At 39.6% G+C, this 14,256-nt stretch carries 12 protein-coding genes; 4 read left to right on the top strand and 8 right to left on the bottom strand.

Features of this window, described 5'->3' with window-relative positions; genetic code table 11:
- The first annotated feature begins 36 nt into the window (after positions 1–36).
- On the top strand, positions 37–1,059 hold the full coding sequence (locus FLM47_RS12610) for a LysM peptidoglycan-binding domain-containing protein (RefSeq protein WP_232735521.1): 1,023 nt from the start codon (positions 37–39) through the stop codon (positions 1,057–1,059).
- Positions 1,060–1,073: 14 nt separating this feature from the next.
- Positions 1,074–1,931 (top strand): hypothetical protein, encoded by an 858-nt coding sequence (locus tag FLM47_RS12605; protein ID WP_178956545.1) that lies wholly within the window; start codon positions 1,074–1,076, stop codon positions 1,929–1,931.
- A gap of 80 nt (positions 1,932–2,011) precedes the next feature.
- Here FLM47_RS12605 and FLM47_RS12600 read toward each other — a convergent pair whose 3' ends face one another.
- Positions 2,012–3,340 (bottom strand): MFS transporter, encoded by a 1,329-nt coding sequence (locus FLM47_RS12600; RefSeq protein WP_178956544.1) that lies wholly within the window; start codon positions 3,338–3,340, stop codon positions 2,012–2,014.
- A gap of 565 nt (positions 3,341–3,905) precedes the next feature.
- Here FLM47_RS12600 and FLM47_RS12595 point away from each other — a divergent pair.
- Positions 3,906–4,616: a VC0807 family protein gene (locus tag FLM47_RS12595; RefSeq protein ID WP_178956543.1), complete on the top strand. Its 711-nt coding sequence runs from the start codon at positions 3,906–3,908 to the stop codon at positions 4,614–4,616.
- A gap of 53 nt (positions 4,617–4,669) precedes the next feature.
- On the opposite strand, the gene FLM47_RS12590 is transcribed toward FLM47_RS12595, so the two are convergent.
- From FLM47_RS12590 to FLM47_RS12570, 5 genes are all read right to left on the bottom strand, one after another.
- Entirely contained in the window at positions 4,670–5,122 is a 453-nt protein-coding gene (locus FLM47_RS12590; RefSeq protein ID WP_138608716.1) for a c-type cytochrome, read from the bottom strand.
- A 254-nt stretch (positions 5,123–5,376) separates the two neighbouring features.
- Positions 5,377–5,901 carry a DNA starvation/stationary phase protection protein Dps gene (gene dps, locus FLM47_RS12585; protein ID WP_178956542.1) on the bottom strand — a complete coding sequence of 175 codons (525 nt, stop codon included), beginning with the start codon at positions 5,899–5,901 and terminating at the stop codon, positions 5,377–5,379.
- 319 nt (positions 5,902–6,220) lie between these two features.
- Entirely contained in the window at positions 6,221–6,577 is a 357-nt protein-coding gene (locus FLM47_RS12580) for a DUF2237 family protein (protein WP_178956541.1), read from the bottom strand.
- Positions 6,578–6,733: 156 nt separating this feature from the next.
- Positions 6,734–7,153, bottom strand: coding sequence for an HPP family protein (locus FLM47_RS12575; protein WP_138608710.1), 420 nt, complete (start codon positions 7,151–7,153; stop codon positions 6,734–6,736).
- 173 nt (positions 7,154–7,326) lie between these two features.
- On the bottom strand, positions 7,327–8,106 hold the full coding sequence (locus FLM47_RS12570) for a DUF2189 domain-containing protein (RefSeq protein ID WP_008111401.1): 780 nt from the start codon (positions 8,104–8,106) through the stop codon (positions 7,327–7,329).
- Positions 8,107–8,338: 232 nt separating this feature from the next.
- On the opposite strand from FLM47_RS12570, the gene FLM47_RS12565 reads away from it, so the two are divergent.
- The gene (locus FLM47_RS12565) at positions 8,339–10,219 is read left to right on the top strand and encodes an MFS transporter (protein WP_178956540.1); all 1,881 of its coding nucleotides are present in this window, start codon (positions 8,339–8,341) and stop codon (positions 10,217–10,219) included.
- 61 nt (positions 10,220–10,280) lie between these two features.
- Here FLM47_RS12565 and katG read toward each other — a convergent pair whose 3' ends face one another.
- Together katG and FLM47_RS12555 are read right to left on the bottom strand one after the other, a co-directional pair.
- A complete protein-coding gene (gene katG, locus FLM47_RS12560) occupies positions 10,281–12,548 on the bottom strand; it encodes a catalase/peroxidase HPI (RefSeq protein WP_178956539.1) in 2,268 nt (755 codons plus the stop codon).
- A gap of 302 nt (positions 12,549–12,850) precedes the next feature.
- The gene (locus FLM47_RS12555) at positions 12,851–14,191 is read right to left on the bottom strand and encodes an L-cystine transporter (protein WP_178956538.1); all 1,341 of its coding nucleotides are present in this window, start codon (positions 14,189–14,191) and stop codon (positions 12,851–12,853) included.
- Between the last annotated feature and the right edge of the window lie 65 nt (positions 14,192–14,256).

The following is a 14,256-nucleotide window of genomic DNA, read 5'->3' as shown; positions in this document are numbered from 1 at the left end:
CCCAATAAAGGAACTTACACATAAAAAGGAATGAACATGGTAAAGGAATATATTGTAAAAAAAGGTGATACATTATGGGATATATCTTCTAAGTATTTAGGCTCACCAATGGAGTGGCCACGATTATGGAAATTCAATAATCGAAAAGAAGTGGTAGCCATTACTAACAAACCGATAGTAAATCCTGATCTTATCTACCCAGGTCAAAAAATATTGATACCTTCTTTAGAGCACTCTAAAGTTGAGGCTAGACAAAATGCAAGAGTATTCAGCACTCCCAAAAACTCTTTAGATAAACGACCTAATAAAATTACAGCACCAATGTCATTAAGTTATAAACTAGATGATATCAGACAACCTCCTATTATAATCCCTAATGCTATTGTGGAAATTAAGATGACAGGTAACATTACGTTGTCTAGTGTTGATAAATTTCCTATTAATTATGTAATAAATGATAGAAAGTTAGAGGCTACAGTTACATCTCAAGCCAATAAAGCTTTTGGGGCATTAATTAGTGACACAAAGTTAGCTTTCGACGAAAAAACAAAAAAATTAACTCTTGGTACAAATATTATTTCTAAAAGTACAAATCCTAATTTGCCAACTACGTCTGTAGGCGTTGAGGTAAGTTCAAACTCTCCCCTTCTAAAGTTGAAGTATGAAGTCCATCTCCCTCAGTTAAAAGGAAAAATTAATCAGTTTAATTATTTGGCTGAAAAAGTATCATTTATTTTAGAGGTAACTTTTACGGGGTCTAATGGAAAAAGTGCAAGAGAGAACTCCGACAATAGCAGTGCATGGGATAAACCTTTAGCTATAGGTTTATTTGCTGGGGCGACATTAATCGTCATAGGTACATTAGTAGAGGATTACGTTACTTTTGGTGCGGGAGTTGCGGACGATCCTGCTAGTTTTGCTGCTGCTGCAGGTATGACTGCAAGAGGTGTTGTTTTATGGGGGTCTGCTAGGGCTGTTGTTATACCTGCTACTCTACCTGCTGTTGTTCGATTTACTACTTCAATAGTGCCAGCGGCGACATTCAGGCATGCTCATTAGAAGGGATTTTATAAATGAAAAAATTAGTGTTCGTTTTTTTGTTATTAGTTAGTGCGTGTTCATATTTAGAAAGTGAAACAGAGCAAGCAAACCGTTTATCCAAAACATACCAAGTAGACATTCAAGCTGGTGAACCCCGTTTATTTTTCCCAGAGCAATTTACAGTAAGTGATGGAGAGGCTCCAATTCTTGAAATGGAAATGACTACGCTTGCAGATGCTTCTGAGTCACTTGATGGTATTGAGGCCGCATTAACGACATACCCTCAAGGGTTTGTTGCTGAAGTAATTGACGCTATTTATCTCTCTGGTCCTATGCTTATGGAAGGAGCTGAAGCGGGTGGGACATACTCAAGCAACTCCATAATTCTAGTTAATCTCTCAGGATGGAATGGCACGAATTTTAATTTCGAAAATTCGTTGAAAGGGGTTCATCATGAATTAAGCTCGTTGGTTTATATGCGTTCACCTTTCGTTATTTTTGCATGGCAAGCTTTGCTGCCAAAAGAGTGGAAGCCTGTATCCTCGAACTATGAGGCTTTAACGCAAGATAGAAATATAGGGCCTGATTATGAAAATGGATTTTTATCTAGATATGGTAAAACTAATGTTGAGAACGACTTTAATATTTATGCTGAATTTGCCTTTGCTGAACCTGAAAAACTGCGGGAACTTGCCGCTACCTACCCAATAATAGCTAAAAAGCTAAGTTTGTTTATTACCGCGTATTCGCAGTTTTCGGCTAAATATCAGCAAGACTTTGAAGATTATTTTGCAAGAACAGGTTTGAGTGATGTTGCTGTACAGCCTGAGAATTTTGAAATGACTATCCATTTAGATTTAAACGATCTTAAGCCACAGATAAGCCAGTAATGTATTAAGTAGTAAAAATAACAAAAAAGAGGGGAGGCTCCCCTTTTTTGTTATGCATTATTAATGCTTTGAATGGAAACTTAATTTTTCACGTCATCTTCGTGAAGATCTTTAAACAGCTCCCCTTGGGGATGCTCAAAAAATTCATCATCTTCTTCTTCATCTACAACCAGCATTTGATCTTGCGCGGTGGTTTCTTCAATGCGCGGATCCATCGTAGCGGCCAGTGGCGAGTTTGTAACATCGGATGTACCGACCACATAATCACTGGGTTCTGGCTGTTCAACTTTTTGTTTAGAGTTAATAAAGGTTAGTAGTAAGTACATAGCCACGGTTAATAGCGAAATTGACGCATACAATGCTTGGTGACCAAAGTAGGTCATCAGCTGTGCGTTAAGTGTTGAGCCTATTGCTGCACCGGCGCCAAAAGCGACTAATAATGCAGATGATACGCCTACGCGCTCTTCGTCCTCAACACGCGAATTAGCTAGCGCCGAACAAAGCGGATATAAAGTAAACGCAAATAAACCAAAGATAAAAGTGAGTATGTAAGCTGTTAGTTGTGAAGTAGGCAATAAAAACAATGCCAAACTTACAACACCGATAGCTGCTGCATTAGTTCGAATTAATACGCTACGACGAATGCGATCAGAGAGCATCCCCATTGGCCACTGGGCTAGCAAACCAGCAAAAATAGTCACTGACATAAAAATAGCAATTTCTGCGGCACCAAAGCCAGATAGCTTAGCAAATATAGGCGCTAGGCCATAAAAACTACCATTGATAATGCCTGCAAAGTGCACCGCAGTAAGCGACTGTGGCACTTTTTTAGCGTAATCAAACAGGCTCATTTTTATCGGCTTTAACGGTTTTGGGTGAATTCTACGAGTGATAGAAATTGGAATAATACCGATAGCCAACGCCATGCAGACTAAAAATAGCGGTGCATACCCTAGCTCAGGAAATTGTGCGAGCGCTAGTTGGCCTAAAATCATCCCTAAGTAAGAGGTGATCATATAAAAAGAGAAGACTCGCCCGCGAGACTCAGGCGCTGATTGTTCGTTTAGCCAGCTTTCTAGCACCATGTAATTACACATCATCCCTAAGCCAACAAAAAGCCTAAGGCCTAACCAAATATATAGATTGTCGCTTACTCCGTGTGCGGCCACACAGGCTGTCACTGCAGCGGTACTAGCGGCAAATGTTCTGATGTGACCCACCGATTTAATTAAATGGTAACCAAGCTTTGAACCCAGTAATAAGCCAAGGTAATAACACGAGGTCATTAGGCCTATCCAAAACGTAGACGTGCCTTGTTTACCTAAATACAGGGCTAAATAGGTTGTAAGTAAGCCGGTACCAATAATTAAAAATAAATTGGCAAAATATAGTGATGGAAATGATTTCATTTAAATGCAAATTATTGAGCTAAGACAACTAGATACTAGAGCAAGCATGAAGGTTTTCCAAGCTGTAAAAAATGTGTTCTGTAATAATGATCACGTAACGTAAGAATATAGAGTGTCCGATAAATTATTTATTAATAAAAATAGCTTTGGATAAAATAGCGACCTAAAAATCGGGCGGGTGAGTGCAATGCTAGAATAGCGAGTGTATTGCAGGTATTATGCTTAAAGATAATTTTAAGCATTACTTACTCTTTAGAGAGGAAGTTAGGGTCTGTTGACCTTTTAAGGTTAAATTTGCAGCAGTCTGTTTGGTATTTAGGCAAGGCAGCGCATATGTGGTGTGGTTATTCCCCATAAATAGGCGATAACGCAGCATCAATGCCAAACAGGCGCTGCCCGAAGGGTTCTGCCTAGGGGCGATTTACTCTTTGTTGCTCGGTTTTTACTTAGCCCACTAGGTTACAAACCTCGCGCCGCGATTAAACAGCCCCTAGTTTGAACAAATTTTAATCCGCAAAGGTCAACAGACCCTAATGGCAGCAGTAATATTTTTTTGGAATTAAAAATGACCAGTGATAATCAAGCTATAAATAAGCGTAAAAAGAATAATCCGCTTATCGAAATCGTATTTAATATCATCATACCTTCAGTCATTTTAATGAAATTTTCAGGGCCTGAATATTTAGGCAGCGTGATTGGCTTAATTGTGGCGCTTATATTCCCTATTAGTTACGGTATTTATGATTTTATAAAAGCGGGCTCATTAAATTTTATTTCACTTTTGGGCTTTTTAAGTACTTTGCTTACCGGTGGTATTGCGCTGTTTGAGCTTAATGTTGAGTGGTTAGCAATTAAAGAAGCGGCTATACCAGCAATCATTGGTTTTACCGTGCTGATGTCGGGCTTTTTTGGTAAACCCTTGCTAGCCAAGCTCTTATTAAACTCACTTTTATTTAAGTTAGACACTATTTACGATGCCCTTGATGAGCGCGGCAATACGCAAAACTTTAAACAAAAGATTACTAATGCTAATTACTTATTAGCGCTGACCTTTGTGTTTTCATCAACGATGAATTACCTCTTAGCTAAATGGATTGTTACTAGCCCAGCAGGTAGCGTGGAATTTAACGAGCAACTTGGTGAAATGACGCTATTGAGTTATCCAGTGATCGCGATTCCATCTATGATAATGCTGATTGGAATTTTTATTTATGTGATTAAAGTGCTGACCAAGCTGACCGGTATGAAGTTTGAAGAAATGGTTAATGCCGAGTAGATATAACGCATAAAAAACCGTTGTTTAGCAACGGTTTTTTTTGCTATCAATATTTACTTGTAGTGAGAGTAAAGTTGGTAATTAGTTCTGTGGTACGGAATAAGTTTATAGTTTGGTTGTAAAAAAGTGACTAAGTCGGTGAGTTCAGATACGGTCATGGTATCGTTAAATACCGTCATTTTTGAGCTGCCATCTTCATTTCTGGCGTCGGGTCTATAAGGCCTAGAAAACCGATGTGAGGGGTTGATCACTGACGTGACCAGCTCAGCATAAGAAATTATTTTGGTTTTATTACCTCCTAGCTTAATAGAAATATCGTCATGTTTTGTTACGCTGCTATCTTCAACGCCTGCAAGGGTGTGACATGCCAAGCACTTATATTTTAAAAACACGGCTTTACCTTGTTCTGCATTCCCCTCTGGCAAGCTAAAACCTCGTGGAGAATCAACTCCTTTATCACAGCCTGTGAGTGCAATTAAACACACGATTAGTAGAGTGTATTTCATTAGAGCTCCTGTATTCTCAAATTAATTTTACGCATTACTAACGCAAACTCATTTGCGTCAACAAATGCTTCTTTTAAGAAATAGCCTAATTTGAGTGTAGTCAAAGAGTGGCGAATAGCCTAATTGTTGTGCATATATGCTCAAGGAGAATAACTAAAGAGTTGAATGATAATTAATGATGGAATGAAACATCACAAGCATGAAAAAGCCCAGCAACTTGCTGGGCTTCGTAAACTGAACGTTTACCATAAATATTAACTGTTCAATTGGCCTGTAGATGACTCTATGTGGGCGCGAACAAACCATTGGTATTGCTCAAGCTCTGCAAGTTGCGCAATGATCATATCTTCAGATACCGGATCAAGCTCACCGAGTGACTCAATAGCTTTACGATGATCACCGTTAACGCCGTTATATACTTTATCTAATGCAGCTAGGTGTTCAGTTACTAAACCTTTGCCTATAGCGTAATCTTCCCATGTACGACGATCAACAATTGATTTTGGTGTACCAACAGGCACGCCGCCTAAAGTGGCAATACGTTCTGCTATGGTGTCGGTCATTTCACGCACGGTTTCAACTTGTGGGTCTAGCATTTCATGTACGCCAATAAAGTTTGGACCTACTACATTCCAATGAATATGTTTTAAAGTTAGCTGTAAATCAATTAGCGCTACCATGCGATCTTCTAGAACAGATATTGCTTTACTTGCTGATTCATTTTCTACACCGGGAGCGGTAAATTCAGCGACTTTGTTTGCATTATTACTGTTACTCATTATGCCTCCTACTATTTCAAAATAGTGTTCGCTTAACTCAAGTGAGTGTTTTAATTGCGATAACGAACACGTCTGTTCTAATAGAAGCAATGAGCATGCCGTTAGATTTTTTATTGTAAGTTACTGAAATTTGATGATTTATTTTTTTTAATAAAGCTTTAAGGAGTATTTAGCTTAAAGGGGTATGAAAAACATGCACTTTTTTTGTAAATTCTGCAAAAAATACATTTAAAAATGGAGTACTTTAAAGGCTCTTTTTGCCTAAGGTATTTAGGCAAAAAGAAAAGTAGAGTTCAGGGTTTAATCGCTATAGCGTTTTTTAATATTGATGTGCTTTTAATACTTCAAGCGGAATAATGTCGAGCGCTTTTTGGTTTGTCGCTTCAAGTACCACAGGAGGAGCAACGCTCGCAGCAATGGCATGATACCAACGAATCGCACATAAACACCACTTATCGCCAGCTTTTAAACCAGCAAAATCATACAAAGGATTAGGGCTAATTAAATCGTTACCTTGCGCCTTGGAAAACTGCAAAAATTCGTCGGTCATAATGGCGCATACACTATGATTGCCAAAGTCTGAATCTGGTACATAGCAAAATCCCTCTCGGGTATAGCCACCGTTGCCACAGCAAAGTTGTAAGCGAGTTCCTAGTACATTTAATTGATTAGCCATATGAAAACTTACCTTGTAATAACCATTAAAAGCAGGGGGTTTACCATAGCAGGCTGTTAGTGACTTAGCTATCTATGCTGTTAATTTTATATATCTTTTAAGCGAATAAAAACTGCACTTAGTGAAGCCAAATGCAGTTTTTATTAAATAAGGGATTTACGAGAGCAGTGCTGCAGCTAAACGCACAAAATCAGAAGACGTTAAAATACCTACTAGCTGACCTTGCTCGCTCACAACGGGCATGCAACCGTGGCGATTATCTACAAAAAATTTAACGACATCTGATAGCGGCTGCTCTGGCGTTACACTGATAAAATCACTCACCATAATATCTTCTACTTTTGTGAGTTTTTCTTTGCGTTGTAATGCATTAGCACCAAACGTTGCCATGATCCCCATAACTTTGGCGACCATTATTTTTTGGGTAAGCATACCGACAAATGCGCCGTCTTCGTCAATAACAGGAATATGACGAACGTTTTTTTCTTTCATTAAATTGTGTGCGTCATGCAAAGTGCTTTTTATGTTTACCGAAAATGGGTTAGCTGTCATTAAGTCTGTAACGTTTTGACTCATGTTTATTCCTTTATATTATCTGCAGTGTATCAGCATATATTAGCGTTATTTTTAAGCTTTGCACCTTATTCAGATCAAGGTTTTTACGTATTTTATAAACTGAGGGAGAAGAGGCAACACTTAATTAAATGCCAAAAAGCATTTAATTAAGTGCTTAAAACTACTGGTAAGTGTTATTCATAGCCACGTGGTGTTTTAGTTTTGATAACTGCGATGTATCCATGCCAACTAGCGTAACTAAGTAGTGGCATAATAATAATGAATCCAGCGGCACCTGCAGCAAAGCCCAGCGCTACCAGTACGAATATACAAATTGACCACACAACCATGGCTGCAAAGTTTTCTTTGACTGCGTGGATTGAAGAAACGACTGCGGTCATTATATCAACACGTCTTTCCATCATAATTTGCGGGGTAAATGCTGAGATTGAAAACACACTGACCAACAAAATTCCGCCGATAATACTGCCTATAGTTAAAAACGCAGAAAGTTCTTCAAAGGTGGGGTTTACATGGTTTGGATATAATGCATGCACAATTGCAGCTAGGCGCATCCAAATAATCATAATCACCATGAGTAATACCGCAAAACCCCATTCACCTACGGGGTTACGAAACATTGATTTTAATGAATGGCTTAATGTAGGTTTGTGGCCTTTTTCAAGTTCCCAGGCTACATCGTATAGGCCAACGGCGAATACCGGACCGATTAAAGCAAAAGCAACGGTTGCAGGTAAAATAGCTAAGTGGCTGTCGGTAAGTACAACAGAGTAAACAATCGCTACCGGAATAAGCGTGAAGATTAAACCGTAAATTAAACTTAACATGGGCGCGCGCGCCATATCTTTAAACGCTAACGAAAGCCAGTGAAAAGCGGCAAATGTATTTACTTTGTTGCACTCTAAACAACGTGCGAATTTAGTGTCTTTATCTATTGTGTTTGTAGTTGGCATAAAGATGCTCCTTTTTTAGTCACCTTTTAGGTTTAGAACATAGATGTTCTATTTACAACTCATAAACGCTTATACGCAAGATTTAGTCGCTTTGTTCATTTGTTAGTCATTTTTGTTGGGTTAGCTATTTTGTTTATTTAAATATATGTTTGAGCATGTACTTAAAAAGTGGGTTCGTATTTCTTTTCCACAGTGGTAATCTAAGCCCTGAAGCTAATTTTAAGAGACCGTAATGAAGGAAAATAAACAACAATTTCAAGGAGCTTTACTGGGTAGTAAACGGTTTTTACCTCTGTTTGTGACGCAGTTTTTCTCTGCTTTAAATGACAATGTTTATAAGCAATCAATCCTGCTTATTTTAATTTTTCAGGCTGCTACGGTAGCTGATGGTGCCTTTTATTCTAATCTGGCGGCAGGATTATTTATTTTACCGTTTTTTCTATTTTCAGGCATGGCTGGGCAAATTGCAGAAAAGTTGGAAAAATCAAAACTGATCAGCATGGTAAAGTTTTGCGAAATTCCTATTATGCTGGTGGGTGTAGTATCGATTTTAACCGAGCAGGTTTGGTTAATGTTAGGTACTGTATTTTTAATGGGTTTACAAAGCACTTTTTTTGGGCCGCTTAAGTACTCTATTTTACCGCAGCATGTGGCCCCAAATGAGCTAACTAAAGCGAATGGACTGGTGGAGTCGGGCACTTTTGTCGCTATTTTATTGGGCACCGTATTTGGCACCTATTATATAACCCAAACAGCGGGCCCTATTTATATCAGTATCGCAATAGTAAGCCTTGCAGTTATTGGCTTTTTAAGCAGTCGATTTATTCCTAAAAGTGCAGCCAATAATGCTAACTTAAAAGTATCGATTAACCCTATTACTTCAACCAAAAGTGTTTTTAATGCGCTTAACGCACAAACCGAGTCGGTGGGTAAGTCAGTATTAGGGATCAGTTGGTTTTGGCTTATTGGTGCGGTGATACTAACGGCGCTCCCTAATTACGTAAAACATGTAATGGGAGGTGATGAGTTGGTGGTGACAGCTGCTTTAGTGGTGTTTTCGTTGAGTATTGCATTGGGGTCTTTATTGTGTGAAAAGCTATCGCGCTCACGTATTGAGTTAGGTATTGTGCCTTTTGGTGCACTATTAATTACCTTATTTTTATATTTACTAAGCCAAGAGCCTGGTATTGAATTTTATCACCAAGTGAGTGAGTTACAGCTTACTCTTGAACAAGTGATTAATACCGGCGATATGCTCTGGCATTTTGTTTGGATGGCAGGAATTGGTATTGCCGCAGGGTTTTATACGGTACCTTTGTATGCACTCATTCAGCAGCGTACTCACCCCGATAGCCGTTCACGAGTAATTGCAGCTAACAATGTGTTAAATGCATTGTTTATGGTTGGCAGCGCCGTTTTAAGTATTGTTACTTTAACGCTATTACACTGGGATATTTCACAATTACTGTTGTTATTAGCAGGGCTTAATTTACTAATATCGCTGTACATATACACCAAAGTACCGGAGTTTTTCTTACGTTTTATTATCTATATTTTAGCGATTTGTATGTATCGTGTGCGCACTAAAGGCCAGCTCAATATTCCCGATGAAGGAGCTGCGGTGGTGGTAAGTAATCATGTTAGCTTTGTTGATTGGATGTTTATTTTAGCGGCGTCACCTAGGCCTATTCGGTTTGTTGTATTTGCTCCTATTTACTATTCACCGGCACTTAATTGGTTATTTAAAATGGCCAAAGCCATTCCAATCGATAGTCAAAAATCAAATCCTAAGGCGTTTAATAAAGCTTTTGATGACATTGCGCAAGCACTGGAACGTGGTGAGCTGGTGGGTATTTTTCCTGAAGGAAAGCTCAGCGGTGATGGCGAGGTTGATGTATTTCGCCGTGGCATTGAAAAAATAATTCAGCGCACGCCTGTGCCTGTTATCCCTGTTCATTTAGATGGATTATGGGGCAGTATGTTTAGTCGAAAAACTAAATGGCGACTACCTAGACCCAAATGGTCGTTGGTAAGCGTAGCGATTGGTGAGCCAGTTGCGTCTGAAAATGTGAGTGCCGATGACTTACGTGATCGAGTACTTGCTTTAAAGTAGCTTTACAATAAAAAAGCGCTGCAATTAATTGCAGCGCTGTGGTTGTATTACTTAATGGTTATTAACGGTCTAAATTCATTACTTTAGTCCATGCCGCAACAAAGTCTTCTACAAACTTTTGTTTTGATGTATCAAAGGCATACACCTCAGCAACTGCACGTAGTTCTGAATTTGAACCAAAAATCAGATCAACCGAAGTAGCAGTGTACTTTTGCTCACCCGACTGACGATCAAAGCCTTGATAAATACCAGCATCAGACGATTTTTTCCATACCGTCGACATATCTAATAAGTTAACGAAGAAATCGTTATTTAGTGTACCTGGCTTATCAGTAAATACGCCGTAGTCAGTGCCTTTGTAGTTTGCATCAAGTGAGCGTAAGCCACCAACTAATACAGTCATTTCAGGAACTGTTAGGTCAAGCTGATCCGCTTTATCAATCAGCATTTCAGTTGGTGATTTATAGCTTTTCTCTGCATCAAAATAGTTTCTAAAACCATCGGCAGGAAACTCTAATAAGCTAAATGCATTAACGTCAGTTTGTGCTTGTGTAGCATCACCACGGCCAGCATTAAACGGAACGTCTACTGAGTAGCCTGCATCTTTGGCTGCTTTTTCAATCGCTGCATTACCACCAAGCACAATTAAATCAGCAAGCGATACCTGGCTTTTACTAAATAAGCTGTCGTTAAAGTCAGCTTGAATCGCTTTTAATACTTTAAGTACTTTTGCGGTTTCTGCTGGATTATTTACTGCCCAATCTTTTTGTGGTGCTAGCGCAATACGTGCGCCATTGGCTCCGCCGCGCATATCTGAATCACGGTAACTAGCGGCCGATGCCCATGCCACACGTACTAACTCAGGTACACTTAGGTTCGAGTCTAAAATAGCAGTTTTCAGCTCTTTTACTGCACCAGCATCAATGTTTGATTTAGTCTCTGCTGAAATAGGGTCTTGCCAAATTAAGTCTTCTTTTGGTACTTCTTTACCTAAAAAGTTACGTGGTGGTCCCATATCTCTATGAGTTAATTTGTACCATGCTTTAGCAAAGGCTAGTTGATACTCTTTAGGGTCATTTAAAAAGCGTTCAGCAATTTTGCGATATTCAGGATCAAATTTTAACGCTAAATCGGCAGTGGTCATTACCGGTGGGTTAAATTTACCCTTAACGTGCGCATCAGGTACTGACTTATGTAATGATTCATCTGTTGGGATCCACTGAATAGCGCCAGCAGGACTGCGAGTTTGTTTCCACTCAAAGTTAAGTAGGTTGCTTAAGTATAATGATGACCAGCGAGTAGGTGCTTGTGTCCATGCGCCTTCTAAACCACTAGATACGGTATCTTCAGAGTGACCTTTACCACATTTATTTTTCCAGCCTAAACCTTGCTCTTCAATACCTGCTGCAGCAGGCTCTGCACCCACACAGTCTTTAGGTTTGTGCGCACCATGCATTTTACCAAAGGTGTGACCACCGGCGATAAGTGCTAGGGTTTCTTCATCGTTCATCGCCATGCGAGAAAACGCAACGCGAATGTTCTTAGCTGAACCAATAGGATCAGGAACCCCTTTAGGCCCTTCTGGGTTTACATAAATTAAACCCATGTGAGTTGCACCTAGCGGGCGTTCTAGTTTGCCGCTGGCATCTTCACGGTCGCTGGCAAGCATTTCTACTTCAGGACCCCAGTAAACCATGTCTGGTTCCCAATCGTCAGTACGACCACCAGCAAAACCATAGGTTTCAAACCCCATGTTTTCTAAGGCAACATTACCGGCTAATACGATTAAGTCTGACCATGAAAGGGCTTCACCGTATTTCTGTTTAATTGGCCAAAGTAAACGGCGCGCTTTATCCAAGCTTACGTTATCTGGCCAGCTATTAAGCGGCTCAAAACGTTGTTGACCACCGCCAGCACCACCACGGCCATCAAGCGTACGATAGGTACCTGCACTGTGCCAGGTCATACGAATAAAAAATGGGCCATAGTTACCAAAATCTGCTGGCCACCAATCTTGAGATTGAGTTAGTAGAGCGTCGATATCACTTTTTACAGTGTCTAAATCTAGGCTGTTAAATGCCTCTGCATAATTAAAGTCACTACCGTAAGGGTTTGAACGTAGATCATGATCGCGAAGAGGAGATAGGTTAAGTTGATCTGGCCACCAAAATTGGTTGGTTCTGGTTGCCCCCATTTTTGCCTCACCCATGCCTACAGCACCTTGTGGCTTAGACATTTGTGGTTTTTCTTGACTAAAAGCAGAGCCAGACATAAGTGCCACACTTATAAATCCAACAAGCGCTTTTTTTGTAAATGATCGGTTTTTCATTGTCAGCTTCCTTAAAGTTAACGAATCTCGTTATATACAAAGCGTATTAAAAATAGGGTCTACTCATTTAAAAACAGTAGGTTGATACTTCATTCAAGTTGTTAAACAAGCCTGAATGACTGAGCGATGGGAATAGTATAGTAAAGGGGCTAAAAACTGTGTGCGAAATAAAGCGATTGATGCAATCTATAAAAATGATTTATTGAAGTTAATTAATTAAATAAACGAATCACTAAAGAACTTTGAAAGCGGCAGACATAAAAAAGCCCAGCGTAGGCTGGGCTATTAAATTAAAGTCAGTGTTATTGAGTTTTCATTAATTTACTGGTGATCACACCTGAGGTCATAGCACCCGATACATTGAGTGCAGTGCGCGCCATGTCTATCAATGGTTCAATAGAAATAAGTAAAGCCACTACCTCTATAGGTAGTCCCATGGTCGGTAATACAACCAACGCTGCGAAGGTAGCACCGCCGCCAACACCTGCAATACCAAACGAGCTAATAACCACAATACCAATTAGCGGTAAAATAAACTCAAATGTAAGTGGGTCAATCCCCACGCTTGGCGCAACCATCATTGCAAGCATAGCAGGGTAAATACCGGCACAGCCGTTTTGACCTATGGTAGCTCCAAAAGAAGCCGATAAATTAGCAATTGCAGGTGGCACTTTTAACTGGTTAATTTGCACGTCAACATTCATAGGAATCGATGCCGCTGAGCTACGTGAGCTAAAGGCAAAGGTAAGCACAGGCCAAATTTTTTCAAAGTAATGTTTTGGATTAACGCCGACTAAGCTAAGCAGTAAACCATGCACAACAAACATTAATAAAATAGCCACGTAAGAAGCCACAATAAAGGCGAGTAAATTTAAAATATCGTTACTACTAGAGTTTGCCACAACACTTGCCATTAGGCCTGCCACACCATAAGGCGTTAGTGCAATTACCATACGAACTAAGCTCATTATTGTTGCTTGTAGGGCGTTTACACCGTTACGAATTGGGCTAGCAAGTTCTGTTTTTTCAAGCATTACTTTACGTGCAGCTATACCAACAAGTACACCAAATATAACCGTGGCAATAATAGAGGTTGAACGTTGATTACTTAAATCCGCAAAGGGGTTTTCAGGAATAAAGCTCAGTAGCATTTGCGGCACACTTAGGTCGGCTACATTCGCGGCTTTGTTTTGTAGGGTGTCCATTCTAGCGGCTTCACGAGTACCCGAAACAAGTCCTTCAATGCTCAAGTCAAATCCATACGTTACCGCAATACCAATTAACGCTGCAATTGCAGTAGTAAACAGTAAAACAGAAATACTAATAAAGGATATTTTTCCTAGCGAGCCTTGGTTCTCAAGCTTAACCACTGCGGCAATCATAAAGACTAATACCAGTGGCATAATGATCATTTTTAGTAACCCGACATAGCCTTTACCTACTATGCTGACCCAGCTGAGTATTTCTTTAATGGTTTCTGGTGAGTTGGCAAATAAAAACTGTAGGGCTAAACCAAAGGCACTACCAAGCACTAAACCAAATAAAACGGTACGAGATAAAGAGCTGCTTTTTTGCGAAACAAGATAAATAGCAAACAGCAAACCGACAAATAATGCCAACATTAATAATACAGCAAGCGACATGGTACCCTCTTTTATAGCTGTGAATTAGCGCGGCACTTTAACGCTTTGTAAGGTGTTAACAAAAT

This window comes from Pseudoalteromonas sp. Scap06, assembly GCF_013394165.1.
GTDB lineage: Bacteria > Pseudomonadota > Gammaproteobacteria > Enterobacterales > Alteromonadaceae > Pseudoalteromonas.
The sequence above is the reverse complement of the archived record's forward strand: the minus strand, read 5'-3'. Positions and strand labels throughout refer to the sequence as shown.